This is a genomic window from Herbiconiux solani NBRC 106740, assembly GCF_001571005.1.
In the GTDB taxonomy this organism is placed as follows: domain Bacteria; phylum Actinomycetota; class Actinomycetes; order Actinomycetales; family Microbacteriaceae; genus Herbiconiux; species Herbiconiux solani.
In genome coordinates, this window is the sequence record NZ_BCST01000003.1 from 180,309 (window position 1) to 206,386 (window position 26,078).

Here is a 26,078-nt window from a genome sequence, read left to right on the forward strand (position 1 = left end):
CGCTCCTTGCGCGTCGACATCCGCTAAAGTAGCATGAGCAAACGATTGAGCAAAGGCTTCGCCCGATCGGGGCGTGCGCCCACCCGCAAGGATGCGGGCCCGGACCAGAAAGTGACACAGGTGCGATGACGGCACAAGGGACTCTGCCGCTGGACGGCATTCTCGTTCTCGATTTCAGCCAGTTCCTCGCCGGGCCGGTGGCCGCGATGCGGCTCGCCGACCTCGGGGCCCGGGTGATCAAGGTCGAGCGACCCGGCACGGGCGACATCGGTCGCACGCTCGCCTTCGCGGGCCGGATGGCCGACGGCGACACCGTCTCGTTCCACGCGATGAACCGCAACAAGGAGTCGATCACCGCCGACCTCAAAGACTCCGACGACCTGGCCTACGTCAAGCAGCTCGTGGCCGAGGCCGACGTGATCATTCAGAACTTCCGCCCCGGCGTGATGGAGCGGATCGGCCTCGACTATGAGTCGGTGCGCGCGGTGAACCCCTCGATCGTCTACGCGAGCGCGACCGGCTACGGCTCCGAGGGCCCCTGGGCCTCTCGCCCGGGGCAGGATCTCCTGGCCCAGGCCATCTCGGGGATGCCGTGGCTGAACGGCTCCGCGGCCGACGGCCCGGTGCCGGTCGGGCTCTCGATCGCCGACCACCTGCTCAGCTGCCACATCGCGCAGGGGGCGACCGCCCTGCTCGTGCGCCGCTTCCGCACCGGCGAGGGCGGGCTGGTCGAGTCGAGCCTGCTCGAGGCGATGCTCGACCTCCAGTTCGAGCTGCTGAGCGTGAAGCTCAACGACGAGTCGATCGCCGTCCAGCGCCACGGCGAGCACTCGGCCCACGCCTTCCTCGCCGCCCCGTACGGCACCTACCCGACCCGCGACGGCTACCTCGCCCTCGCCATGAACCCGATCCCGAAGCTCGGCGAACTGCTCGGGCTGCCCGAGCTCGAGCAGATGACCGACCCGCAGGATGCCTGGGACCAGCAGGAGCGCATCGAAGCGATCCTGGCCGACCGGTTCGCGACCGATTCGACCGAGCACTGGCTTCGCATCCTGGATGCGGCCGACGTCTGGTGCGCCCCCGTGCTGACCCTGGACGAGCTGATCGACAGCGAGGGTTTCGCCGCGATCAGGATGACGCAGGAGGTGGGCCGGCGCGGCACGACGCTGACCACGACGAGGAGTCCGCTGCGGGTCGACGGGCAGGTGCTCACCAGCCGGAAGGCCGCGCCGCTGCTCGGCGAGGACGACGAGCGGGTGCGCGCCGAGTTCCCGCCCGCGCGCGCCGGCGCTGCCCCGACAGCAGCTGCGACGGCGGCTCCGACAGCGGCGACCACCGCAGCCACGACAGCCGCGGCCCCCGCGACCGCGGCAACGACCGCGACCCCCGCCCCCACCCCAGGCCGCGCCCGATGACCGTCCACCTCCGCGGCATGACCTGGGAGCACGCCCGCGGCCACGGCAGCGTCGTCGCGGCCGCCGAGGCCTACCGCGCCCTGCACCCCGACGTCGAGATGACCTGGGAGTACCGCTCGCTCCAGGCCTTCGCCGACTACCCGCTCGAGAAGCTCACCGACGACTTCGACCTGCTGGTCATCGACCACCCGCACATCCCTTTCGCGGCCGAGAACGGGCTGTTCGCCCCGCTCGACGGCGCCGGGCACGACGAGGCCCTCGCGTTGCTGTCCCGCCAGTCGGTCGGCGCCTCGCACCGCTCTTACTCCTACGCCGGCCGGCAGTGGGGCCTCGCGAGCGACGCCGCCGCGCAGGTCTCCGCGTTCCGGCCCGACCTGCTCGACGCACCCCCGGCCGACTGGGACGAGGTCTTCGCGCTGGCCGAGGAGGGCCGCGTGCTCTGGCCCTACAAGCCGGTCGACGCGTTCTCGAGCCTGGTCACCGTGGCGGCCGGCCAGGGCGAGGAGGCGATGCGCACCGAGGGCGTCTTCCTCACCGCCCCCGCGCTCGGGGCTGCGATGTCGGTGCTCCGCCGCCTGGCCTCGCTGGTGCCGGCCGAGAACGCGACCTGGAACCCGATCCAGACGGCGGATGCGCTGAGCGCGGCCGGAAACGACCGCTACGCCTACGCCCCACTCCTGTTCGGCTACACCAACTACAGCCGCGCCGGCTTCCGGCCGAACCGCCTCCGGTACTCCGACATCCCGGCCTCGCGCCTGGGCGTGCGCGGATCCCTCCTCGGCGGTGCCGGGATCGCGGTCTCGGCCGCGTCGGAGCATCTCGCCGAAGCCGTCGCCCACGCCTTCTGGCTCGCCTCGGCCGAGGTGCAGGAGGGCGTCTACTACGACGGCGGCGGCCAGCCCGGCAACGCCGTGGCCTGGGAGAGCGACCGCACGAACGCCGACAGCCTCGATTTCTTCCGCGGCACCCGCGCGACGCTCGAGGGGGCCTACCTGCGCCCCCAGCATCCGCGGTACATCGAGCTGCAGAACGAGCTGTCCGAGCACGTCACGGCGGCGCTCCTCGGCGAGCTCGACGACGACGACCTGCGCGCTCGCCTCGACGAGGGCGTCGCGACCTGGCTGGGAGGGCCTGAACGATGATCACGATCGACCGCTACTACGAGGACTTCGAGATCGGCGAGCGCCGCGAGAGCGTCGGCCGCACGATCACCGAGGCCGACATCGTGCTGCACGCCGGGCAGACCGGCGACTTCTTCCCCCACCACATGGACGCGGAGTGGATGGCGACGCAGCCGGCCGGTCAGCGGATCGCGCACGGCACGCTCATCCTGTCGGTCGCGGTCGGCATGACCGCGGGAGACATCAATCCGCAGGCGATGTCGTACGGCTACGACCGCATCCGCTTCATCAAGCCCGTCTTCATCGGCGACACCATCCGGGTGACCGCGGAGATCAGCGAGAAGGCCCCTCATCCCAAGCGCCCCGAGGGCTACGGCTACGTGCACGAGCTCGTGACGGTGACCAATCAGCGTCACGAGACGGTGCTCGTGCTGACCCATCTGTACCTCGTGAACGCCCGCTCCGCGCTGTCCCTAGACTGATCCGATGGCGACCCTCAGCGATGTGGCGTCGATGGCGGGGGTCTCCGTCTCGGCGGTCTCCCGCGTGCTCACCGGAGCCGCGGACGCCCGGGTCAGCGAGGCCACGCGGAAGCGCATCCACGACGCCGCCCGGGAGCTCAACTACCGGCCGAACTACGCCGCGCGGGCCCTGAAGTTCTCGCGCACCAACGTCGTCGCCCTCGTCGTGCCCGACCTCACGAACGCGATCGTCAGCGAGCTGATGCGCGGGGTGGAGGACGAGGGGTACGAGCGGCGCTACATGGTGATGCTCGCGCGCGCCGAGAGCGAGCTCGAGGAGTACGCGCTGCCGCGCCTGATCGGCGAGGGACGCATCGACGGCGCCCTGGTGCAGGCGGCGGATGCGATGCTCCCCGCCGAGCTGAGCGAGCAGATCGACAGCGGGCTGCCTGTCGTCTACGTCAACTCCAACCACCCCGAGGACGGCGGCTTCGTCGACCTGCAGGATGCGCTCGGCGCCCGCATCGCCACCCGTCATCTGATCGGGCTCGGTCACAAGCGCATCGCCTTCGTCGGCGGGTTGGCCTCGTCGGTGACGGGCAGGCGCCGGGTCGCCGGGTTCCGCGACGAGATGGCGAGCGCCCGGCTGCCGGTCGACGACGCCCTGGTCACCGACCTCGGGTACGAGCTCGTGGTCGGCCGGGCGGCCGTCGAGCAGCTCCTCCAGCAGGAGGTGCGGCCCACCGGAATCGTGGTGGCCAACATCAACGCCGCCTTCGGAGTGCTGCTCGAGCTGCGCAGCCGCGGGGTCAGCGTGCCCCACGACATCTCGATCGTCGCGATGCACGACGCCTGGACGGCCGACAACACCTGGCCGCCGCTCACCACGGTGAAGATGCCGCGGTACGAGCTCGGCCGGGCCGCCATGGCGGCGCTCTACGACCGCATCCACGACGGGACGGTGCCGCAGCTCGTGGTCACCGACCCGCCGCCCCGGCTGATCATCCGGGAATCCACCGTCTCACCGCGGCCCTGACGACGCCGATCCCCGAGCCGCCGCGCGCGGTTTCAGGGGCTCGGCGGAATGAGGTCGGGTGTTCAGAACCGCTCAATCGTTTGTTCAGTAGGAGGAAACACGTGTACCCGATCATCGACGCCCACCAGCACGTGTGGGATCCGGCCCGCGCGGCCTACCCTTGGCTGGGCCCGCAGCATTCCCCGATCGACACCCGGATGACCTTCGAGGAGGTGCTCCCGGAGCTCCGCGCGGCCGGCGTCGACTTCACGGTGCAGGTGCAGTCCTCCGACAATCCCGAGGACACCGAGCTGATGCGCGAGTCGGCCGCCGCGCATCCCGAGGTGGCCGGGATCGTCGGCTACGCCCCCCTCGACGACCCCGGGACGGCCGCCGCCGTGGTGGCCTCGTGGGCCGGGGATCCCTTGATGGTCGGGGTGCGCACGCTCATCCACGAGCAGCCCGACCCGGAGTGGCTGCTCCGGCCCGAGGTCGACGAGGGCCTCGGCATCCTGGAGGCCGCGGGGCTCCCGTTCGACGTGGTGGCGGTACTCCCGCGCCATCTGGAGATCATCCCGATCGTCTCCGAACGCCACCCCGGGCTCCGGATGGTGATCGACCACCTGGCCAAACCGCCGATCGGTCTCGACGGGGACGCCCCCTGGGCGCGCCTGATCGCACGCGCCGCCGAAAACCCGAACGTGCACGGCAAGGTCAGCGGTCTCTACTCGGCGACGGAGCGGATGGAGGACTGGTCGACCGACCTCATCCGCCCCTTCTTCGACCACGCCCTGGAGATCTTCGGGCCCACCCGTCTGATGTACGGCGGCGACTGGCCGATCTCCGTGCTGGCCGGCGGATACACCCGGGTCTGGAACGGACTCCGACCCCTCTTCGACGAGCTCGGGGCCACCGATCGCGAGCAGGTACTCGGACGCACGGCGACGAGCTTCTACGGGCTCGACCGGGCTCGGATCGGTCTTTCGTGAACTCGGACCGCAAAATGTGCGCAAACGTTTGACTAGGCCTGCTCGCTCGGGATAACGTGGCACCGGCACCAAGCGGGACAACCCGCTCGCTCAGCAAACCGCAGTGTGGCGATTGCTCTCACTGCTCTCATCAGGGAGTGTCAATGAAGACAAGAAGATTCCTTTCAGCAGGAGTCGCCCTCGCCGCAGCATCGCTTCTCCTAGCGGGTTGCGCGGGCGGAGGCGACTCGAGCACCGCGAGCAACCAGACCGACTCGGGCGGCAAGATCACGGTGTGGGTCGACCCGCCCCGGGTCCCCGCGGCCGAGGCCTTCAAGGAGGCCTACCCCGACATCCCCATCGACATCGTGCAGATCGACGGCACGGTCGGCGGCCAGACGGTCCGTCAGGCCTTCGCGAACTTCGACTCGGCGGGGCAGGGCTGGCCGGACGCCATCTTCTTCCCCTCCAACGACGACATCGCGTGGGCCACCAACTCGACCAGCAACTACGCGGCCGACCTCACCGATCTGCTTCCCGACGTCGTCAAGGGCTACGACCCGGCCGTGATCTCGTTCTGCGACATCGACGGCCAGATCCGCTGCCTCCGCAACGACGCCGCACCGGACGTGTTCTGGTACAACAAGGCGTTCTTCGACGAGAAGGGCTACACCGTCCCGACCACGTGGGAGGAGTACGCCGACCTGTCGGTCAAGATCGCCCAGGAGAACCCGGGCAAGATCTCCGGCTTCCTCGGTGACGCCTACGCGGTCAACCGCTACCTCCAGGCCGCGGGCTGCCCGACCAACGACCGCGTGTCGGAGTCCGAGGCCCACATCAACATGGACGACCCGAACTGCCAGCGCGCCACCGATCTGCTCGACACGATGCAGGCCGGCAACGCGCTCTCGACCCAGGGCATCTTCGACGGCGACGCCGCCGAGGCCGGCGCGAACCTGGTGATGAGCCCCGGTGCGGTGTGGTGGGGCAACTACCTCTTCCGCGACACCTGGAAGATCCCGGCCGGTCAGATGACCGCGGTCGCGCCCCTGAAGTGGGAGGGCGACAGCAAGCCGTCCACGGGCAACGAGGGTGGCGGACTGTGGGGTGTCTCGTCGCACATCACCGGCAAGCAGCTCGAGAACACGCTGACCTTTGCGACCTTCGTGGCCACCGACCCGCGCTGGCAGGTCGACCTGAGCACGGGTCTCCCCGGCTACGGTCCGGTGCAGGAGGACTGGCTGGCGAAGATCGCCGGCGACGCCTACTTCGCCGACATCCCCACCACCCAGGCGGCGTTCAAGTCGGCGCTCGGCGACGTGCAGCCGTACTCGTACATGCTCTACGACACCGGTTCGGTCTGGACCCAGACGGTCCCGTCGACCCTCATCGGGGGCGGCTCCGCGACCGACGCGATCAAGGCCTTCGGCGACGAGCTCGTCAACCAGGCGAAATCCGTCGGCTACACGATCGTGACCGAGTAGCACCAGTGAACACGCGGGCGCCGGCATCCGTGCCGGCGCCCGCACCATCAGAGGACTCATGACCAATCAACTCCTGGAGGACCGGTCGGCGACCGGTCCGACCGCAGGCGCCTCGCGGGCGGCCGATGGTGGCACCCCGCCGAAGAAGCGCCGCCGCGCATCCTGGCTCCACCGCGACGAGACCGTCGGTGCCTGGATCCTGCTGGCGCCGTACACGATCCTGTTCCTGGTCGCGGCCGCGATCCCGATCGGCTACGCCTTCGTGATCAGCATGCAGAAGGCGCCCACCCTGGTGAACCCGAAGTCGGGCTTCGGCGGGTTCGACTCCTTCGCGACGGTCATCGGCGACTACCGGTTCTGGTCGACCTTCGTCAACATCTTCACCCTGATGGCGATCTGGCTGCCGATCATGATCATCGGCATCGTGGCCCTCGCCCTCCTCATCCACGCCAGCCCCGGCCGCTTCGGCGGCGCGATGCGCTTCATCTACTACATCCCGGGCGCGCTCGGCGGCATCGCCAACTTCGTGCTCTGGGTCTACCTGATCGACCCCGTCAACTCGCCGATCGCCTTTCTCTGGCAGGGCATCGGGGCGAGCACCTACAAAGAGGTCATCACCCCGGGCAACATGCCCTTCATCCTCACCGCGATGCTCTTCTTCCAGGGCGTCGGCACCTGGATCGTCGTGGTCAACGGAGGCCTGAACGGCATCTCGGACGAGGTGATGGAGGCCGCGCGCCTCGACGGCGCCAACGCCTGGCAGCTCGCCTGGCACGTCAAGCTCCCCCTCATCCGCCCCTGGGTCGGCTACGCCGCCCTGATGAACCTGGCCTACGGCTTCCAGCTCTTCCTCGAGCCCTATCTGCTGCGGCAGATCTCGTCGGGGTCGGTGGTGGCCGAGTGGGCGCCCACCCAGCTGGGCTACGCGTTCGCGTTCACCAACCGCAACTTCCCGGCGGCCGCCGCACTGTCGATCATCCTGCTCGTGATCACCCTGGCCATCGGCCTCGTCATCGTCACCCGCAGCGGGCTGTTCGGCGACGACCGCGTCCCGCGGATCAAGAAGAAGGACAGGACGGCATGACGCGCTTGACTCCCGAGCCCCGCGTGGTGGGCTCCTCTAAGTGGAACCCCGGTCGCGTCGCGCGCATCGTCGTGATGAGCGTGATCGCCGCGGCCTTCCTGCTGCCGATCATCGGCTTCATCGCCCTCGCCTTCGGCAGCCAGGAGAACATCGAGGCGGGCCGCAGCGGCTTCCTCGGCCTCGCCGGCATGTCCTGGGACAACATCGTCTACAGCTGGAACCAGATCACCGGCTTCGGCCCCGGCAACGGCGGCCTGTTCCAGCAGTGGATGCTGAACTCGGTCATCGTGGCCGTCGGCGGTGCAGCCCTCGCGCTGATCGCTGCGGTGCCGGCCGGGTACGCCTTCGCCCGGCTGCGCTTCCGCTTCCGCAAGACGTTCCTGATGGCGACGCTGCTCGCGATGGTCATGCCGAACACCGTGCTGGTCATCCCGATCTTCCTCGAGGTCAGCGCGGTCAATGCGGTCGGTCAGCTCTGGCCGGTCGCCGTGATCATGGGCTTCTTCCCGTTCGGCGTGTACCTCTCGTACATCCACTTCATGACGACGATGCCGCACGAGCTCGTCGAGGCGGCCCGGATCGACGGGCTCAGCGAGATCCGCACCTTCTTCCTGATCGGCCTGCCGATCTCGAAGCAGGCGATCGCGCTCGTCGCCTTCTTCAGCTTCGTGGCGAACTGGACGAACTTCTTCCTCCCGCTGGCGCTGCTCACCTCCAGCCAGCAGAACAAGACGATCTCCATCGGCATCCAAGAGCTCATCGGGGCGAGCCCGCTGTTCAACGCGACCGTGGCCGCGGGCCTCGACGTGAAGCTCTACCTGCCGCAGCTGGCCCTGGCCACCGTGATCTCGATGATCCCGCTGCTGGTGATGTTCATCGGGGCCCAGCGCTTCCTGGTGCGGGGGCAGACGATCGGGGCGGTCAAGGGATGAGCGCCGCGGCCTCCGCGACACCCGCCGCGGCCTCCCGGGCCGACCTGCCCGAGCGCCACCCCGCTGCGGCGTACACCCTCGAACTCCCCCGGCATCCGCGCCCCATCGTGATCGTGGGCGCCGGCGGGATCGTGAAGGATGCGCACCTGCCGGCGTACCGCAAGGCCGGCTACCCGGTCTGGGGCATCGTCAACCGCACGCTCGCCCGAGCCGAGGCGCTGGCCGCCGAGTTCGGCGTGCCGAACGTCTTCGGCAGCATCGAGGAGGCGGTCGCGGCGGCCCCCGCCGACGCCGTCTACGACATCGCGCTCATGCCGGAGCAGTACGCGGCGACCCTCGAGGCCCTGCCCGACGGCGCTCCCGTGCTGATCCAGAAGCCGCTCGGGCACAGCCTCGAGCAGGCCGAGGCGCTGGCCGAGATCTGCCGGCGCAAGCAGCTGGTCGCGGCCGTCAACACGCAGCTCCGCTTCGCGCCCTACGTGGCCGAGGCCCGCCGGCTGATCGCCGAGGGCGCGATCGGCGAGGTGCACGACATGGAGGTCCGCGTCTCGGTCGACACGCCCTGGCACCTCTTCCCGCACGTGTTCGGCATGGAGCGGCTCGAGCTGACTATGCACAGCGTGCACTACCTCGACCTCGTGCGCTCGTTCTTCGGCGACCCGGACGGGGTGAGCGCCGTCACCCGGCGGCACCCCGCGAAACCGGAGATCGCGACGACCCGGTCCACGATCATCCTGCGCTACCGCGACCGCGACCTGCGTGCGGTGGTCAGCACGAACCACGACCACGACTACGGGCCGGCCTACGAGGAGAGCTTCATCAAGTGGGAGGGGACCGAGGGCGCGATCCGTGCCCAGCTGGGCCTCCTGCTCGACTACCCGCGAGGGCGCGAGGACCGGCTCGAGATCGCCCGGGCCGGCGTCCGCGGCTGGAGCGCGGTGCCCTTCGAGGGATCCTGGTTCCCGGATGCGTTCATCGGCTCGATGGGGGCGCTCCAGCGCTTCGTCGAGGGCTCGGTCGACGCGCTGCCGACCTCGGTCGACGACATCCTGGGCACCATGGCGGTCGTCGAGGCCGCCTACGAGTCGGATGCACGCGAGGGCGTCCCGCTCCGTGTCGGAGCCGTGCGGTGAAGCGCGTCGCGTCGGTGATCGGCCTGCCCGCCGAGAACCGCGAGGAGTACGAGGCGTACCACGCGGCCGTCTGGCCCGAGGTGCTCGCCCGGCTGGCGGCGAGCCACGTGCACAACTACTCGATCTACCGGTTCGGCGGGCTGCTGTTCTCCTATTTCGAGTACACCGGCGACGATTACGACGCCGACATGGCGGCGATCGCGGCCGACGAGGCCACCCAGCGATGGTGGGCCGTGCAGGAGCCGCTCCAGCGACCGCTCGAGACCCGGGCCGACGGGGAGTGGTGGCAAGAGATCCCCGAGGTCTTCCACACCGCCTGACCCGTCCTCCGCACGCGCTATCGCGTCCCGCGCTGTTCCGCCTGTTCCGCCTTCCGCCCCCTTGACTCCCAGACCACCCACGACTGAATGGTTCTTCCGCAGATGACTCGAATCACCGGGGTCGACGTGTTCGACGTCCGCTTCCCCACCTCGCTCAGCCAGGACGGCTCCGACGCCATGAACAAGGACGGCGACTACTCGGCCGCCTACGTCGTGCTGAAGACCGACGACGACCTGCGCGGCTTCGGCTTCACCTTCACGATCGGCCGCGGCAACGACGTGGTCACCGAGATGTCGCGCCAGCGCGCACTGCCGCTGATCGGCCGCGAGGTCGAGGAGATCGTCGGCGACCTGGGCGGCATCTACCGCGAGCTCGCCTCCGACTCGCAGCTGCGCTGGCTGGGCCCGGAGAAGGGCGTCGAACACCTCGCGATGGCCGCCGTGATGAACGCGGTCTGGGACATGGCGGCCCGCCGGGCCGGCAAGCCGCTCTGGCGTCTGCTCGCCGACATGACCCCGGAGCAGCTGGTCGACGTCGCCGACCTGCGCTACCTCTCCGACGCGCTGACCCGCGACGAGGCCCTGGCGCTCCTGACCGAGATGGCGCCCACCCGCGGCGACCGGATCGCCGAGCTCGAGGCGCGTGGCGGCTACCCCTGTTACACCACGAGCGCCGGCTGGCTGGGCTACAGCGACGACAAGCTGCGCCGACTGCTCAAGGAGTCGGTCGACCAGGGCTACCGCCACCTGAAGCTCAAGGTCGGCGCGAACCTCGACGATGACATCCGCCGCTGCGGCATCGCCCGCGAGGTGATCGGCTGGGACACGCACCTGATGATCGACGCGAACCAGGTCTGGGACGTGCCGGAGGCGATCGAGTGGGTGAACCGCCTCGCCGAGTTCAAGCCGCTCTGGATCGAGGAGCCGACGAGCCCGGACGACGTGCTCGGTCACGCGGCCGTGCGGAAGGGCGTCGCCCCGATCGGCGTCGCGACCGGCGAGCACGGGATGAACCGGGTGCTGTTCAAGCAGATGTTCCAGGCCGAGGCGATCGACTTCTGCCAGCTCGACTCCGCGCGGCTCGCGAGCATCAACGAGATCCTCGCCGTGTACCTGATGGCCAAGAAGTTCGGCGTCCCGGTCTGCCCGCACGCCGGTGGCGTAGGGCTCTGCGAGCTGGTGCAGCACCTCTCGATCTTCGACTTCGTCGCCGTCTCGGGCACCTTGGAGAACCGGGTCACCGAGTACGTCGATCACCTGCACGAGCACTTCACCGACCCCTGCATCGTGATCGACGGCAACTACGTGCTGCCGTCGCTGCCGGGGTACTCGGCCGAGATGTACGAGGCGTCGGTCGCGGAGTACTCGTTCCCGGACGGCGGGTACTGGAGCCGGGCCCGTGCGGGTGCGGTGTCGCCGGAGGCCTCGCGGGATGCGGAGTCCGAGGGCGCCACCGTCAGCGCGGGGACGCCGGCGTGAGGACCCGGCGGCTGCGCACCGGGGTCGAGCTCACCGAGCTCGGCATCGGCACGGCGCAGTTCGGCAACCTGTTCCGGGAGACCACCGACGAGGACTCCGAGGGCGCCTACGCGGCCGCCTTCGACGCGGGGGTGCGCTACTTCGACACCGCTCCGCACTATGGACTCGGGCTCTCCGAGCGGCGGCTCGGCACGATCCTCCGCGACACCGGGACGCGCGACGCGATCGCACTCTCGAGCAAGGTCGGCAAGCTGCTCGTCGACAGCCCCGAGACGGCCGGCCGGCAGGACGACGAGGGGTTCGTGGTGCCCGCAGCCACCCGGCGGGTCTGGGACTACAGCCGTGACGGCATCCTCAGGTCGGTCGAGGCGAGCCTTGCCCGGCTCGGCACCGACCACCTCGACATCGCCTACCTGCACGACCCCGACGACCACTGGGACGAGGCCTCGACGACCGGCGTGGACGCCCTCGTCGAGCTGCGCGACCAGGGTGTCGTGCGGGCGATCGGCGCCGGGATGAACCAGGCGGCGATGCTCGCCGAGTTCGTGCGCCGCACCGACGTCGACGTCGTGATGGTCGCCGGCCGGCTCACGCTGCTCGACCAGAGCGCGTCGGCCGAGCTCCTCCCGCTCGCGGTCGAGCGCGGGGTGGGCGTGGTCGCGGCCGCCCCCTACAACTCGGGGCTTCTGAGCCGCGACGTCGTGCCCGAGACCGCCCACTTCGACTACGCCGAGGCACCGCGCGAGCTCGTGGAGCGCGCGCGACTGATCGCCGACGTCTGCGCTCGCCACGGCGTGCCGCTGCCGGCCGCGGCCGTGCAGTATCCGCTGCGGTTCGCGGGCGTGGTGAGCGTCGTCGCGGGTGCCCGCACCGCGCAGCAGGCGCTGTCGACCACCGAGCGTGCCGGCGTGGGGATCCCGCAGGCGCTCTGGGACGACTTGGATGAGGCGGGGCTGGCGCCCCGCGGCACGACGACCGACGACTAGCCAGAAGGACAAGGAAAGAGACACAGATGAGATTCCTCAGAATCGGCGCGCCCGGCGCCGAACGGCCCGCGGTCGAGGTCGACGGCATCCGGTACGACATCTCGGCGGTCACCGACGACATCGACGGCGACTTCCTGACCCGGGGCTACGCGGATCTCGAAGCGGCCCTCGCCGCGGGCGAGCTGCCGGTGATCGACGAGGGCGACCGGATCGGCGCGCCCATCGCCCGGCCGGGCAAGATCGTCTGCATCGGGCTGAACTACCGCGACCACGCCGAGGAGACGGGGGCGGCGATCCCCGGGGAGCCCGTGGTGTTCATGAAGGATCCGATGACGATGGTCGGCCCCTTCGACGACATCCTCATCCCGCGCGCGTCGACCAAGACCGACTGGGAGGTCGAACTCGGTGTCGTGATCGGCGAGACGGCCCGGTACCTGGAGTCGCCCGCGGCCGCCCGGGCGCACATCGCCGGCTACGTGCTCTCGCACGACGTCTCGGAGCGCGAGTTCCAGCTCGAGCGCGGTGGTCAGTGGGACAAGGGCAAGAGCTGCGAGACCTTCAACCCGCTCGGCCCGGTGCTCGTCACCGCCGACGAGATCGCCGACCCCCAGGATCTCGGGTTGCGGCTCTGGGTCGACGGCGTGCAGCGCCAGAACGGGTCGACGGCGAACATGATCTTCCCGGTCGAGTACGTGATCTGGTACCTCAGCCAGTTCATGGTGCTGTACCCGGGCGACCTCGTGAACACGGGCACGCCCGCGGGGGTCGCGCTCGGCATCCCGGGCAATCCCTACCTGCGGGCGGGCAGCCGGGTCGCGCTCGAGATCGACGGTCTCGGCCGCTCGGAGCAGGGCACGGTGCAGGCATGAGCGCCGGGGAGTTCGACGGCCTCGCCGCGATCGTGACGGGTGGGGCATCCGGGATCGGGGCCGCCACCGCCGAGGCGCTGCTCGCCGCCGGCGCACGCGTCGCCGTGCTCGACCGCTCGACCGAGGGGGCACCCGAGGGAGCCCTGACCGTCACCGCCGACGTCACCGACCGCGCGTCGGTCGTCGCCGCGGTCGACGAGGCCGCCCGGGCGCTCGGGGGGCTGGACGTGGTCGTGAACAACGCGGGCATCAGCGCCGTGGGCACGGTGGAGCAGAACGACGACGAGCAGTGGGCCCGCGTGCTCGACGTGAACGTGGTCGGGATGGCCCGGGTCTCGGCGGCGGCGCTGCCGTGGCTCCGCCGGTCGGAGCACGCCGTGATCGTGAACCTCTGCTCGATCGCCGCGCTCAACGGACTGCCCGATCGCGCGCTCTACGCGGCCTCGAAGGGCGCGGTGCTCGCGCTCACCTTCGCCATGGCCACCGACCACGTGGCCGAGGGCGTGAGGGTCAACGCGGTCAGCCCCGGCACGGTCTCGACGCCCTTCGTCGAGCGGATGCTGCAGGGCTTCGACGACCCGGTCGCCGAGCGGGCGGCCCTGGATGCGCGCCAGGCGACGGGCCGTATGGTCAGCCCCGCGGAGGTGGCGGACGCCATCCTGTACCTCGCCAGCCCCCGGTCGGCCTCGACCACGGGGTCGGTGCTCGACGTCGACGGCGGAGTGACGCATCTGCGGGTCCGGCGGTGAGTGGGGGCTCGTGCTGAGGGCGGTCGGGCGACGATCATCCGACTCCCAGCCGACGAGGGGGCGCGCGGGCGTACGGTGATCGCGGAGAAGGAACACGATGACGCCTGAACAGACCGCCGAAGACCTGCGTGCCCGCGACGAGTACGACGCGTTCGGCCCCTGGGTCGTGCGGGTGCGGGAGACCGCCGACCTGCCCCCGCTCTACACCGACGCGCGGCTCGAGCCGGGCCGGGACGTGGTGGTGAAGTTCCCGCGGCCCGAGGCTCGACGCGACCTGCTGCCCGGGATGGACCTCTACGACGCCGTGCTCTCGGCCGGCTCCGAGGCTCTGGTCGTGCTGCAGCGCGATCGTGGTGGGGCGCACCGGCACGCGACCCGCGTCATCCCGTATGCCGGGCTGGCGGCGATCGTCGACAGCACCGACCTGCTCGATGCGCGGCTCGAGATCCACTCGACCGACGGTGACGTCGTCGTCGTGCCCTACAACGGTTCGTCGAAGCGCACGGTCGGGGAGCTGATCGACGAGCTCCGGAGCCGGATCGCGGCGGCGGTCACCCCGCCGCCCGGCTGGTCAGGGGTGCCCCTGCCCGAGCCGGGTACGCCGGTGCGGCTCGGGATGGACGACCTCGGGCGCAAGGACGTGGCCCTCGTCTCGCTCTTCGACCAGGTGGCGCGAGGCGGCGGTGCTGTGCTGCTCGCCGCGGCCGGCCGGAGCGTCGCGCGCCCCGTCGGCGCGGGTGCCCGCCGGGCATTCGAGCAGGTCTGGCCCACCTCACTGCAGGGCATGGTGATCGTGGCCAGCCCGAGCGAGCTGCAGATCCTCACCCGTCGTCTGCCGTTCCGTCGTGGTGGTCGCCCCGAGACCTCGCTCTCCCGAACGATCCTGGTTGCGCCGCTCGTCACCGCCGTCGAGATCGAGCCGCACTCCACCCGCGAGGCCGTCACGCTCGTCACCGTCCGCGCCGGCGACGCGGCCCTCCCCTTCGCGGTCCCCGCCGCATCCCCCCTCGAGCGCGCCCTCCGAGCCTTAGCGCCCCGCTGACCCCCAGTCCCAAATCCGAGTCCGAGTCCGAGTCCGAGTCCGATGACCGCCATCGACCTCGGCTACCCGTTCTTCGGGGACTGGCTCGTGCAGAACAGCCCGGCCGACCGGGTGCCCAGTCATGGCACGACGGCGTTCGCGTCGTCCTACGCGATCGACTTCGTGCCGCTCGGTCCGGGTGGCCGCACGGCCCCCTTCACGATGGGCTCGCTGCTCCGCTCCGAGCCGCCCGAGCGGTTCCCCGGCTTCGGACGGGAGCTCGTGGCCCCGGTCTCGGGTCTGGTGATCGGCGCGCACGATGCCGAGCCCGACCATCCAGCCCACCGCGGTCTCCCGTCCGTCGGCTATGCGCTCACCCAGCGTCGCCGAGCCTCGGCGGGTTGGCTCGCTCTCGCCGGCAACCACGTCCTGATCGAGAGCGGCGGCGTGATCGTGACCCTCTGCCACCTGCGACGCGGCAGTCTCCGCGTGCGACCGGGTCAGCAGCTCCGCGCGGGCGAGCCCCTCGGCGCCTGCGGCAACTCCGGCAACAGCACCGAGCCGCACGTCCACGTGCAGGCCCTCGACGCCCCCGACCCCACCCGCGCCCGAGCTGTCCCCCTCACCTTCGACGGCGCCCTCCCCCGCACCGGCTCCGTCATCACCGTCCCCTGATCGCGGCCGACCCCGCGCCCACAGCCGCCAGCAGAGATCCGACCCCCAGAAAAAGGAATCGCCCCGGCGCGCCGACGCATTTCTGCGTCCCGTCCAGGGCTTACAGATCGATCTTACCGCTGTCCACAGGGCGCATCAAGCTCTCTTGACGATTTCTCATGAGGCGGCCACACTGACCAGGTCATGCCCGTCGACCCCGCATCCCTCTCCGCACTCCCCCACGTGATCGGTGCCGAACGGTTGGCCCCCTACCTGGCCACCTGTGGTCAGGATGCATCGCGAGCGATCCGGCTCTGCTGCTGGAACATCGAGGCCAGCAGCGCGTTGCTGGGGACCTTCGCCGCCGTCGAGGTAGGCGTCCGCAACGCGATGCACCGCTCGCTCAGCGAGCATCACGGACGCACCGACTGGTGGGTCGACGCCCCGCTGACCGGGCAGGATCGCGCGGCCGTCGTCGGCGCGGCACGGTACCTCGACCAGCGCCGCGGATCGCAGGATTGGACCCCAGGCCACCTGGTGGCGGAGCTGCCGGTGTCGTTCTGGGAGGGCCTGCTCGCGAATCGCTATCACCAGGCACTCTGGGTGCCCTCGCTCGCGGGGGCCTTCCCGCACTTCGACGGGCGGCGCCGGGATGTGAAGGCCCAGCTTCAGCGACTCCGGCTCCTGCGCAATCGGGCGGCGCACCACGAACCGATCCACTCCCGTGATCTCCGCGTCGATCTGCAGTACCTCTGCCAGCTCGCGGGGTACGTGTCGGCCGAGCTCAGGGTGTGGGTGGAGAGCCACTCCCGGCTGCCACGAGTGGTCGACGGCAAAAGCGCCTCGGTCGCCGGACTGCGGGCCACGCGGTTCTGACCGGCCGGGCCGAACGGCCGGCCGGCGGCGGCGGCGGGGGGCTCGGCTACTCGTGGAGGAGGGACTGCCAGTTCTGGGGCACGTGGCCGGCGGGGCCGGGGACCGGCTGGTCGAGGGGGTGCGAGTGCGGCGGGGCGAGCTCGGGGCCGTCGGCGAACTCCTGGGTGCGGTAGTTCCAGAACCAGTCCTCACCTGGCTCGTAGCTCTGGATGATCGGATGCCCGCTCGACTCGGCGTGCTTGGTCGCGTGCTGCGAGGGCGAGGAGTCGCAGCAGCCCACGTGGCCGCACTCGGCACAGCGGCGCAGGTGCAACCACCAGCCCGTCACGGGGTCGCAGTCCACGCATCCGGGACCGCTCGGTTTCACGTCTTGATTGATGCCGCTGTCGCTCGTCACACCTAGGATCGTAGGCCATGGACGACTCGGTGTCTCAGGATCTCGCGGCCGCCGCCCACCCGCTGCTGACGGCGGAGCAGCGGCAGCGACTCGGCGCCTACGGGCAGGAGACCGCGGTGGCCGAGGGCGACCTGGTGTTCGCATCCGGTGATGCCGCCCCCGATCTGGTGCTGGTGCACGAAGGCAGCGTCGACCTGGTGCAGGTCGCGACCATCGACGCCCCCGAGGAGGTGCTCTGGCGCTACGTGCCGGGCGAATTCGTCGGCGAGCTCAACCTGCTGACCGGGCAGCGCATCTACCTCTCGGCCCGGGTGGCCGAGGCCGGCCGGGTGACCCTCATCCCGCCCGCGGTCTTCCGGCGGATCATGGCCGACGAGCCCGACCTCTCCGACCTCATGCTCCGGGCGTTCGTGGCTCGGCGGCGGAAGCTCCAGAACAACGCGGGAGCCCGGGCGATCGAGATCATCGGCACCGAGTTCTCGGCGCCGTCGCTCGCCCTCCGCACCTTCGCCGCCCGCCAGCAGCTCGCCCACACCTGGATCGACTCGGACAGCGTCGAGGGCAGGTCGCTCCTCCGCGTGGCCGAGATCGAGGTGGGCGACCTGCCGGCCGTCATCCTGCCCGATGCCGTGCTCAAGCGGGCGACCCCGGGCCGCCTCGCCGAGCACGTCGGGCTGACCGCACCACGGAGCGGGGGCGAGACCGTCGATCTCGCCGTGATCGGCGCCGGCCCCGCGGGGCTCGCCGCCGCGATGTACGGCGCCTCCGAGGGGCTCGACACGGTGCTGCTCGAGGCCGTGGGCACCGGCGGCCAGGCCGCCGCGAGCTCACGGATCGAGAACTACCTCGGCTTCCCCTCCGGCCTCAGCGGCAGCGAGCTGACCTCGCGCGCGATGGTGCAGGCCGAGAAGTTCGGGGCGCGGCTCTACAGCCCGTGCACCGCCGCCTCGCTGCATCCGGATGGCGGACACCTCGACATCACCCTCGACGACGGCACGGTCGTGCACGCGCGGGCCGTGATCATCGCCAGCGGAGCCCGGTACCGCTCACTCCCGCTGCCGGAGTGGAGCCGTTTCGAAGGCGCGGGCATCTACTACGCGGCCACCGAGCTCGAGGCGCGCTCCTGCGCGACGAGCCCCGTGGTGGTCATCGGCGGCGCCAACTCCTCTGGGCAGGCCGCGCTCTACCTGGCCTCGAAGGGCGCCCAGGTCACGATCGCGGTGCGTCGCGACGGGCTCGAGGCGACCATGTCGGCCTACCTCGTCGACCGGCTGAAGGCGCACCGCAACGTGACCATCCGCACCGCGACCGAGGTGACCGCGCTGCACGGCGACGAGTCGCTCAGTCAGGTCACGCTGACCGACCACGCGACCGGCGAGTCGGCCGATCAGGCCTGCCGCGGACTGTTCTGCTTCATCGGCGCCGACCCCGCGACCGCCTGGCTCGACGGCTCGGTGGTCACCGACCACGACGGCTTCCTCCTCAGCGACACCGCGCTCGGCGCGGGGGATGCGCTGCCCGAGGCCTACCGGCTGCTCGGACGCGACCCGCTGCCGTTCGAGACGAGCGTTCCGGCCGTGTTCGCCGCGGGCGACGTGCGCCGCGGGTCGATGAAGCGCGTGGCGGCCGCGGTCGGCGAGGGCGCGAGCGCGGTGCGCTCGGTGCACGTCGCCATCGGCACCCGCGCCTGAGGGCGGGCGCCACGCCCGCCGCGCACGGGCCGCCGGTCACGACGCCAGATCGGCGGGCTAGCAGGCACGCGCAGCTATGCAGGGCCGCGCCGCCGCCGCCCGCCTCTACTCCGCCCGCAACCGCAGGTTCTGCATCCCGCCGTCGACCGCGATCGACGCCCCGGTCGTCGAGCCCGCGAGCGGCCCGGCGAGGTACGCGACCGCCTCCGCCACCTCGTCCGCCGAGACGAGCCGACCGTGCGGCTGCCGCGCCTCGAGAGCGGCGCGTTCGGCCGCCGGATCCGCGGCGCTGGACAGCAACCGCCCCACCCAAGGCGTGTCGGCGGTACCCGGGTTCACGCAGTTGACGCGGATCCCCTCGCGCAGATGATCGGCCGCCATCGCCCGTGTCAGCGCGAGCACGGCCCCCTTCGACGCACTGTAGAGCGCGCGCTGGGGCAGGCCGGCGGTGGCCGCGATCGACGCGGTGTTGACGATGGATGCGGCCGGCGACTCGCGCAGGAACGGCAGGGCCGCGCGGCTGACCCGCGCCATCCCGATCACGTTGATGTCGAGCACGCGGGCCCATTCGTCGTCCGGGTTGTCGGCCACTGTGCCCTGCGCGCCGACGCCGGCGTTGTTGACGACCACGTCGATCCGGCCGAAGCGCGCGGCCACGGCGGCCACCGCCGAGCGCACCGAGGCGTCGTCCGAGACGTCGGCGGTCACCGCGAAGTGCTCCGGAGAGGCGTGCGAGGGGTCACGGTCGAGCACGGCGACCCGGGCTCCCGCCGCGTGCAGGCGGTCGGCGACGGCGGCTCCGATCCCGGATGCTCCACCCGTCACGATCGCGACCAGCCCGTCGAACTCGTGGCCGGGCAGCACCCGAGGCACCACCCGCGGCAGCGGCGTGCGCAGCGGCTCAGGCATCGACGAACACCTGTCGCTGCCGGCCGAGCCCTTCGATCTCGATCTCGCAGACGTCTCCCGCCCGGAGATAGGGGAACCGTCCCGACAGCGCCACGCCCTCCGGCGTGCCCGTCATGATCAGGTCGCCCGGCTCGAGCGCGAGGAACTGGCTCAGGTACCAGACCAGGTAATCGACCCCGAAGATCAGGTCGGCGGTCGTCGAGTCCTGCCGCGGCTCGCCGTTGACCCAGCTGCGCAGCCGCAGGTTCGTGTAGTCGACCTCGTCGGGGGTGACCAGCCAGGGCCCGGTCGGAGTGAAGCCCGGCGCGCACTTGCCCTTCGACCACTGGCCACCCGAGAGCTCGAGCTGGAACTCGCGCTCCGAGAGGTCGTTGCCCACGACGAACCCGGCGACGTGCCGCAGGCTGTCGGCCGGGGAGTCGAGATAGAGCGCGCGCTCGCCGATCACGACGCCGAGCTCGACCTCCCAGTCGGTCTTCCGGCTGAGCCGCGGGATGGCGACGTCGTCGTCGGGCCCGCCCACCGTGTTCGGCGTCTTGAGGAACAGGATCGGGGAGGTGGGTGGCTCGGAACCGGACTCGGCGGCGTGGGCGGCGTAGTTCATCCCGATGCAGATCACCGAACCGGGCCGCGCGATCGGCGAGCCCACGCGGTTCGCCGCGGCCACGGCGGCTGGGTCGCCGCCCGCGTAGGCGTCGGCGAGCCGGGGCAGCACCCCGGACTCTAAGGCCGCCCGCACGCGCTCGACGCCGCCGGAGGCGAAGAAGTCTCCGTCGAGGTCGGGCGTGAGCCCCGAGAGGTCGTAGTGGGCGTCGTCGGTGACGAGAACGGGCCGTTCCTGGCCCACGGGGCCGAGCCGGGCGAGTTTCATGGAGTTCCTTTCACGAGGAGGACAGGAGGAGGCAGACGATCGAGCTGCTGGCACGCATCCGCTCTACTCGAACTTCCCGGTCGACGCCTTGAGCTCCGGCACGGTGAGCGCCTCTAGGCTGCGCCCGCGGGTCTCCGGCCCGAGCACGGTCGCCACGAAGCCGATCAGGCAGGCGGCGATCACGAACAGCGCGACCAGCCAGGATGCTCCGGAGGCTGCGGCCACCAGGGCCACGGCGATCAGCGGGGTCAGGCCGCCGGAGATCGCACCGGCGACCTCGCGGCTGAAGGCGAGGCCCGTGAACCGCGAGCGCGCGGTGAACAGCTCGGAGAAGTACGCGCCCTGCGGCCCGAACATCGCGCCGACGCCCACGGCGAGGCTGATCGTGACGGCGAGCGTGATCCAGAGCGGCGACTTCGTGCCGTCGATGATCGCGAAGTACGGGAAGACGAAGATCGCAGAGAAGACGATGCCGAAGAGCACGACCGGCTTCCGGCCGACGCGGTCTGAGAGGTGCCCGGCGAGCGGCAGCGTGATCATCGTCACGAAGGTCGCCACGGTGATCGCGATCGGCCCGATCGAGTTGGCGAGCTTCAGCGTGCCGACGAGGTAGGCCGTGAGGAAGGTGAGGTTCACGTAGGCGAGCACGTTCTGCGGGGTCTGCGTGCCGATCAGCACGAGCGCCGCCTTCTTCTCGAAGCGGAAGACGTCGGCCACGGGGGTGACCTTGACCTTCTTCTGTTGCGCCTTCTCCTGCGCCTCGAGGAAGGCGGGGCTCTCGGCCAGCCGGAGACGGATGAACAGGGCGACGGCGATCACGACGATGCTGGCCATGAACGGGATGCGCCAGCCCCAGCTGAGGAACGCGTCCTCCGGCAGCTGGGTCACGAGTGCGAACGCGCCGGAGGCCAGCAGCAGCCCGAGGTAGACGCCGACCGCGGGCCAGGCTCCCTGCAGACCGCGGGAGCGCGGGGTGGCGTGCTCGACCGAGAGGATCGCGGCGCCGCCGAACTCGGCGCCCGCGCCGATGCCCTGCACGGCCCGGAGCAGCACGAGGATGATCGGCGCCCACACCCCGACCTGCGCGTAGGTGGGCACGAAGGCCATCGCCACGGTCGAGAACCCCATCACCAGCAGCGTGATCACGAGTACGTTCTTGCGCCCCACGATGTCGCCGAGACGGCCGAAGATCAGCCCGCCGAGCGGCCGGATGAAGTACCCCACCGCCAGTGTCGCGAACGCGGCGAGCGTGGCCACGGTCGGGTCGACCGACGTGAAGATGATCTTGTTGAACACCAGCGCCGCGGCCGTGCCGTAGAGGTAGAAGTCGTACCATTCCAGCGCCGATCCGACGAGGGCGGCAGCGGCCACTCGCCGGGTCGAGCGGGAGTCGTGGGTGGGTTTCGTCATGGTCGTGTCGGACATCATTGTCTCCTCGGATTCGGAACGGGCGGTAGACGGGTCGTGCAGGGGGTGGTCAGGCGACCCGGCGGTCCTCGATCGCATCCAGGTCCCAGGCGATGCCGAGACCCGGTTCGTCCGGGACGACGGCGTGCCCGTCGACGATGCGCAGCGAGCTGGTCGTGATGGCGCCGAGCTGCGGGATGTGCTCGACGAACCCGCCGTTGGGGATCGCGGCGGTGAGGCTCACGTGCAGCTCCATCAGGAAGTGCGGGCACACGGTCACGTTGTAGGCCTCGGCGAGGTGCGCCACCTTGAGCCAGGGCGTGATGCCGCCGATGCGGGCGACGTCGGTCTGCACGATGCCGGCCGCGCCCCGCTGCAGGTACTCCTTGAACTGGCCGACCGAGTAGATCGACTCGCCGACGGCGATCGGCACGCTCGTCGAGCGCACCAGCTCGGCGTGGGCCGTGACGTCCTCGGCCGGCATCGGCTCCTCGTACCAGGTGAGGTCGAAGGGCTCGAGCAGCGCCGTCCGGGCGCGGGCGCTCGCGAGCGTCAGCGACTGGTTCGCGTCGACCATCACAGCCATCCCGGGGCCGACCGCATCCCGCACCGCCCCGACGCGCTCGGCATCCTCGCGCGCGCTCGGCCGGCCGACCTTGAGCTTCACGCCCGACCAGCCCTGCGCCTTCGCGCGGAGGGCGTTCTCGACCAGCTCGTCGGTGCCGAGGTGCAGCCAGCCGCCTTCGGTGTCGTAGAGCGGGACGGTGTCGCGGAATCCGCCGGCCGCGAGCCAGAGCGGCTGGGCGTCGCGGAGGCAGCGCAGATCCCAGAGGGCCGTGTCGAGCGCGGCGAGGGCGAGCGAGGTGATCGGCCCGACCGTGGTGGCCCGCGAGGAGTCGAAGGCGGCGCGCCAGACCCGCTCGACGGCCCGCGAGTCGAGCCCGATCACGGCCGGGAGCAGCGTCTCCCGGAGCATCGAGAGCACCGCCCGGCCGCCGGTGCCGATCGTGTACGAGTAGCCGCGGCCCGCGAGACCGTCGGCCGTGCCCAGCTCGACGAAGATCGTCTCCTGCTTGAGGAACGACTGGATGGCGTCGGTGCGTACCGTCTCGACCTCGAGGTCGACGAGGGAGGCGGTCGCAGTGGTGATGGTGGTCGCAGTGGGGGGCATCGTTGATCCTTCGCGTTTCGACCGATCATATAGTATTTGATCGAGTCGGCAAGGGTCTCGTCGCGATGAATCGACGGGCGTCCCGTCCCGTTACGGGGCGCCCCCGGTAGAGTCAGGTCATGACCATCGCGTCGCCGTTCGAGCGCCCCCGTCTCGGAGGATCACGCGGGCAGATGGTCGCCGACGACGTCTACGACCAGGTCACCCGGATGATCCTGCGCAACGAGGTCGCCCCCGGCGTGAGGCTCAACATCGAGGCCCTGGCCCATCACTTCGCCGTCTCGGCGACGCCGGTGCGCGAGGCGCTCGCCCGGCTCGAGGCCGACGGCCTGGTCGAGCGCGAACACCTCAAGGGTTACCGCGCCCGGGGCCTGCTCAGCCGCAAGGAACTGCTCGACCTCTTCGAACTGCGCCTGCTGCTCGAACCGCACGCGGCCGGGCAGGCGGCCGAGGATGCCGCTCCCGCCGAGCTCGACGGCATCGTGGCCGAGTTCGAGGCGAGCGGGTCAGCACCCTCGGGCGCCGACTACGACTCGTACAAGGAGTTCAGCGCCCACGACGCACGCCTGCACCGGTTGATCCTGGTCGCCGCGGGCAACCAGGCGGTGGCGGATGCGGTGGATCGGATGCATTTCCACCTGCACGCATTCCGGCTCAGCTACGACAACTCCTCTGGTCAGGAGACCGTCTCGGAGCACCGCGCGATCGTCGAGGCACTCACGGCCCGCGACCGGGCCGCGGCGGAGTCGGCCATGACCGCGCACATCGCGAACGCACGCTCGCGGCTGTCGCCGCACGCCGGGAGCTAGGTCGGCGGGAGCCGGGTCACCGGGTTCAGGTCACCGGGCAGCGCAACGCCTCGTGCCGGAGCGCCCGGCCCGCCTCCTCGGCCGCGAGCCGCTGCAGGTTGTCGAGCGATCGTGTCGAGTAGAAGGCCGCGTGCGGCGTGAAGAGCGCGTTCGGGTGGGCCCGGAGCGGCGAGTCCGCGGCGAGCGGCTCGGGTTCGAACACGTCGAAGGCCACGCCGCGCAGGCGGCCGCTGCCGAGGGCTTCGGCGACGGCTTCGGCGTCGACCAGCCCGCCACGCGAGGTGTTGACCAGGAACGCGCCCGGCTTCATCCACGCCAGGGTCTCCGAGCCGATCAGGTGATGGTTCTCGGGCGTGAGCGGGCAGTGCAGGGTGAGGGCGTCGGCCTCGGCGAGCACGGTGTCGAGGTCCGCCATCCGGATGTGGCCGTCGAGCGACTCCGCGGTGACGAACGGGTCGTACGCGATCACCCGGAACCCGAAGGGCTTCAGCCGTTCGGCGACCTGACGGCCGATCCGGCCGGTGCCGACGAGTCCCACGGTGGTGTCGGCGAAGCTTGCGATCGGCCCCACCGAGCCGGGTGTCACCCAGCCCTCCGCGCGGATGCCGGCCGTGTAGGTGCCGACCCGCCGCAGCAGGGTCAGCAGCAGCGTCACCGTGTGATCGGCGACCGTCTCCACCCCGTAGTCCGGCACGTTCGCCACCGCGATCCCGCGCTCACGGGCCGCCGGCACGTCGACGTTGTCGTAGCCGACGCCGTAGCGCACGACGATCGCTCCCGGCGCGAGCACGTCGAGCACGGCCGCCGTGACGGGGGCGAAGTTCACGAACAGCACGTCGGCGCCGCGGGCGGCCTCGACCGTCTCGGCCTCGGTGCGGCAGTCGTGCTCGGCGAACTCGGCGCCGTGCTCCTTCGCCATCGCGCGCTCGTGGGCCACGCCCCCGAAGGCCTGGTCGACGACGACGACCTTGGCGGTCATCGTGCCGCCCCTGCCAGGAGTCCGCGCGCGGCCAGGTTGGTCATCAGGGCGGCGATGCCGAAGGTCCACTCCGGCGCACGCTCCGAGAAGCCGACCGTATTGACGAGCGAGCCGAGCCGGGGCGACGAGATGGTGACGACGTCACCCGGGTGATGGGTGAAGCCGAGACCCGGCTCGTCCCTGTCCTGCGTCGGTGAGAAGAGCGTGCCGGTGAACAGGGCGAGACCGTCGGGGTACTGGTGGTGGCGGCCGATCGCCGCGCCGATCAGCTCCTCGAACGGGCGGCTGATCCGGGCCACGCTGTTGCGGCCCTCCATCCGGTAGCCGGCGTCGTCCGAGACGACCAGGTCGATCTCGGTGCCGCGCGCATCCTCGATCGAGTAGCCCTCGTCGAAGAGACGGATGAACGGGCCGAGCGCGCAGGACGCGTTGTTGTCCTTCGCCTTGCCGAGCAGCAGGGCGCTGCGCCCCTCGAAGTCGCGGAGGTTCACGTCGTTGCCGAGCGTGGCTCCGCGTGGGCGGCCGCGCGAGTCGGTGACGAGCACGAGCTCGGGTTCGGGATTGTTCCAGGTCGACCGCTCGAGCACGCCGACGGGCGATCCCGAGCCGACCGCCGAGAGCACGGGCGCTTTGGTGAAGATCTCGGGATCCGGCCCGATGCCGACCTCGAGGTACTGCGACCACATCCCCTCGTCCAGCAGCGCGGCCTTGACGCGCGCCGCCTCCTCCGAGCCGGGCACGACCGAGCCGATCGCACCGCCCACCGCGTCGGCGAGCTTCTCGCGCATCCGGACGGCGAGCGAGGCGTCGCCGGCGGCACGTTCCTCGACGACCCGCTCGAGCATCGACGAGACGAAGGTCACGCCGGCGGCCTTGATGGCCTGAAGGTCGATCGGGGCGAGGAGCCGCACGGCGTCGCCGCGGCCGGCGGCGGTGGCGTCGAGCACGTCGGCGAGCGCCCAGGAGGAGGGGGCGGGGGTGGTAGGAGTGGCGGTCGGGGTCGGGGTCGCTTCGTCGCCGGACACTTCGTCGCGGGCCGCTTCTTGGTCGATCACGGCGCGCACGAGCGCAGCGGGGTCATCCCGTTCGAGCAGCTGGGACACGGTCGGGGCCACGGCACCGAGATCGACGAGCCGATCGCCCACGACCGCGACCACGGTGGGGCCGCCGACCGCGGGGTCGAACACGCGGCCGAGCAGCAGGGCCGAGGCGTCGTCGTCGGGGAGCACGGCCCCGGGGTCGAGGGTCAGCGTCATGGTGTGCCTTTCCGTGGGGGG

At 70.9% G+C, this 26,078-nt stretch carries 26 protein-coding genes; 19 read left to right on the forward strand and 7 right to left on the reverse strand.

What is annotated here, in order from left to right:
* Positions 1-125: 125 nt before the first annotated feature.
* The 17 genes from HSO01S_RS06445 to HSO01S_RS06525 all read left to right on the forward strand — a co-directional run bounded on the left by HSO01S_RS06445 (position 126) and on the right by HSO01S_RS06525 (position 16,567).
* Positions 126-1,415: a CaiB/BaiF CoA transferase family protein gene (locus HSO01S_RS06445; RefSeq protein ID WP_084361397.1), complete on the forward strand. Its 1,290-nt coding sequence runs from the start codon at positions 126-128 to the stop codon at positions 1,413-1,415.
* Entirely contained in the window at positions 1,412-2,557 is a 1,146-nt protein-coding gene (locus HSO01S_RS06450; RefSeq protein WP_066039754.1) for an extracellular solute-binding protein, read from the forward strand. Before HSO01S_RS06445 ends, HSO01S_RS06450 begins: the two co-directional genes overlap by 4 nt.
* Positions 2,554-3,018 carry a MaoC family dehydratase gene (locus HSO01S_RS06455; protein ID WP_066039755.1) on the forward strand — a complete coding sequence of 155 codons (465 nt, stop codon included), beginning with the start codon at positions 2,554-2,556 and terminating at the stop codon, positions 3,016-3,018. Before HSO01S_RS06450 ends, HSO01S_RS06455 begins: the two co-directional genes overlap by 4 nt.
* Positions 3,019-3,022: 4 nt before the next feature.
* Positions 3,023-4,033: a LacI family DNA-binding transcriptional regulator gene (locus HSO01S_RS06460; protein ID WP_066039756.1), complete on the forward strand. Its 1,011-nt coding sequence runs from the start codon at positions 3,023-3,025 to the stop codon at positions 4,031-4,033.
* A 101-nt stretch (positions 4,034-4,134) separates the two neighbouring features.
* A complete protein-coding gene (locus HSO01S_RS06465) occupies positions 4,135-5,001 on the forward strand; it encodes an amidohydrolase family protein (RefSeq protein ID WP_084361398.1) in 867 nt (288 codons plus the stop codon).
* Between the two features lie 143 nt (positions 5,002-5,144).
* Positions 5,145-6,464 carry an ABC transporter substrate-binding protein gene (locus HSO01S_RS06470; protein WP_066039757.1) on the forward strand — a complete coding sequence of 440 codons (1,320 nt, stop codon included), beginning with the start codon at positions 5,145-5,147 and terminating at the stop codon, positions 6,462-6,464.
* 58 nt (positions 6,465-6,522) lie between these two features.
* The gene (locus tag HSO01S_RS06475; protein WP_066039758.1) at positions 6,523-7,548 is read left to right on the forward strand and encodes a carbohydrate ABC transporter permease; all 1,026 of its coding nucleotides are present in this window, start codon (positions 6,523-6,525) and stop codon (positions 7,546-7,548) included.
* Complete coding sequence (locus tag HSO01S_RS06480; protein WP_066039759.1) at positions 7,545-8,480, forward strand: carbohydrate ABC transporter permease; 936 nt, start codon at positions 7,545-7,547, stop codon at positions 8,478-8,480. The genes HSO01S_RS06475 and HSO01S_RS06480 overlap by 4 nt, the downstream gene beginning before the upstream one ends.
* Positions 8,477-9,613, forward strand: coding sequence for a Gfo/Idh/MocA family protein (locus HSO01S_RS06485; RefSeq protein WP_084361399.1), 1,137 nt, complete (start codon positions 8,477-8,479; stop codon positions 9,611-9,613). The genes HSO01S_RS06480 and HSO01S_RS06485 overlap by 4 nt, the downstream gene beginning before the upstream one ends.
* Positions 9,610-9,933 (forward strand): L-rhamnose mutarotase, encoded by a 324-nt coding sequence (locus HSO01S_RS06490; RefSeq protein ID WP_066039760.1) that lies wholly within the window; start codon positions 9,610-9,612, stop codon positions 9,931-9,933. Before HSO01S_RS06485 ends, HSO01S_RS06490 begins: the two co-directional genes overlap by 4 nt.
* A gap of 102 nt (positions 9,934-10,035) precedes the next feature.
* Entirely contained in the window at positions 10,036-11,412 is a 1,377-nt protein-coding gene (locus HSO01S_RS06495) for an L-fuconate dehydratase (RefSeq protein ID WP_066039761.1), read from the forward strand.
* Positions 11,409-12,398, forward strand: coding sequence for an aldo/keto reductase (locus HSO01S_RS06500; RefSeq protein WP_066039762.1), 990 nt, complete (start codon positions 11,409-11,411; stop codon positions 12,396-12,398). The genes HSO01S_RS06495 and HSO01S_RS06500 overlap by 4 nt, the downstream gene beginning before the upstream one ends.
* A gap of 26 nt (positions 12,399-12,424) precedes the next feature.
* Positions 12,425-13,267 carry a fumarylacetoacetate hydrolase family protein gene (locus tag HSO01S_RS06505; RefSeq protein WP_066039763.1) on the forward strand — a complete coding sequence of 281 codons (843 nt, stop codon included), beginning with the start codon at positions 12,425-12,427 and terminating at the stop codon, positions 13,265-13,267.
* On the forward strand, positions 13,264-14,016 hold the full coding sequence (locus HSO01S_RS06510) for an SDR family NAD(P)-dependent oxidoreductase (RefSeq protein WP_066039764.1): 753 nt from the start codon (positions 13,264-13,266) through the stop codon (positions 14,014-14,016). The genes HSO01S_RS06505 and HSO01S_RS06510 overlap by 4 nt, the downstream gene beginning before the upstream one ends.
* Positions 14,017-14,113: 97 nt before the next feature.
* Positions 14,114-15,058, forward strand: coding sequence for a hypothetical protein (locus tag HSO01S_RS06515; protein WP_066039765.1), 945 nt, complete (start codon positions 14,114-14,116; stop codon positions 15,056-15,058).
* Between the two features lie 42 nt (positions 15,059-15,100).
* Complete coding sequence (locus HSO01S_RS06520) at positions 15,101-15,712, forward strand: M23 family metallopeptidase (protein ID WP_066039766.1); 612 nt, start codon at positions 15,101-15,103, stop codon at positions 15,710-15,712.
* A gap of 183 nt (positions 15,713-15,895) precedes the next feature.
* Positions 15,896-16,567, forward strand: a complete 672-nt coding sequence (locus HSO01S_RS06525; protein WP_066039767.1) for a hypothetical protein — start codon at positions 15,896-15,898, stop codon at positions 16,565-16,567.
* 46 nt (positions 16,568-16,613) lie between these two features.
* Here the strand turns inward: HSO01S_RS06525 and HSO01S_RS06530 are convergent, their stop codons facing one another.
* The gene (locus HSO01S_RS06530) at positions 16,614-16,964 is read right to left on the reverse strand and encodes a UBP-type zinc finger domain-containing protein (protein WP_066039768.1); all 351 of its coding nucleotides are present in this window, start codon (positions 16,962-16,964) and stop codon (positions 16,614-16,616) included.
* Positions 16,965-16,981: 17 nt separating this feature from the next.
* On the opposite strand from HSO01S_RS06530, the gene HSO01S_RS06535 reads away from it, so the two are divergent.
* Positions 16,982-18,655: an FAD-dependent oxidoreductase gene (locus tag HSO01S_RS06535; RefSeq protein WP_066039769.1), complete on the forward strand. Its 1,674-nt coding sequence runs from the start codon at positions 16,982-16,984 to the stop codon at positions 18,653-18,655.
* A 105-nt stretch (positions 18,656-18,760) separates the two neighbouring features.
* On the opposite strand, the gene HSO01S_RS06540 is transcribed toward HSO01S_RS06535, so the two are convergent.
* The 4 genes from HSO01S_RS06540 to HSO01S_RS06555 form a co-directional block, all read right to left on the reverse strand.
* Positions 18,761-19,564, reverse strand: coding sequence for an SDR family NAD(P)-dependent oxidoreductase (locus HSO01S_RS06540; protein WP_066039770.1), 804 nt, complete (start codon positions 19,562-19,564; stop codon positions 18,761-18,763).
* Positions 19,557-20,435 (reverse strand): fumarylacetoacetate hydrolase family protein, encoded by an 879-nt coding sequence (locus tag HSO01S_RS06545; RefSeq protein ID WP_066039771.1) that lies wholly within the window; start codon positions 20,433-20,435, stop codon positions 19,557-19,559. The genes HSO01S_RS06540 and HSO01S_RS06545 overlap by 8 nt, the downstream gene beginning before the upstream one ends.
* A gap of 63 nt (positions 20,436-20,498) precedes the next feature.
* The gene (locus HSO01S_RS06550) at positions 20,499-21,860 is read right to left on the reverse strand and encodes an MFS transporter (RefSeq protein WP_066039772.1); all 1,362 of its coding nucleotides are present in this window, start codon (positions 21,858-21,860) and stop codon (positions 20,499-20,501) included.
* Positions 21,861-21,912: 52 nt separating this feature from the next.
* On the reverse strand, positions 21,913-23,013 hold the full coding sequence (locus tag HSO01S_RS06555; RefSeq protein WP_066039773.1) for a mandelate racemase/muconate lactonizing enzyme family protein: 1,101 nt from the start codon (positions 23,011-23,013) through the stop codon (positions 21,913-21,915).
* Positions 23,014-23,132: 119 nt separating this feature from the next.
* Between HSO01S_RS06555 and HSO01S_RS06560 the strand changes: the two genes are divergently transcribed.
* Positions 23,133-23,822 (forward strand): GntR family transcriptional regulator, encoded by a 690-nt coding sequence (locus HSO01S_RS06560; RefSeq protein WP_066039774.1) that lies wholly within the window; start codon positions 23,133-23,135, stop codon positions 23,820-23,822.
* Positions 23,823-23,847: 25 nt separating this feature from the next.
* Here the strand turns inward: HSO01S_RS06560 and HSO01S_RS06565 are convergent, their stop codons facing one another.
* Positions 23,848-24,801 (reverse strand): C-terminal binding protein, encoded by a 954-nt coding sequence (locus HSO01S_RS06565; protein WP_066039775.1) that lies wholly within the window; start codon positions 24,799-24,801, stop codon positions 23,848-23,850.
* Entirely contained in the window at positions 24,798-26,057 is a 1,260-nt protein-coding gene (locus HSO01S_RS06570; RefSeq protein WP_066039776.1) for a fumarylacetoacetate hydrolase family protein, read from the reverse strand. Before HSO01S_RS06570 ends, HSO01S_RS06565 begins: the two co-directional genes overlap by 4 nt.
* Positions 26,058-26,078: the final 21 nt, after the last annotated feature.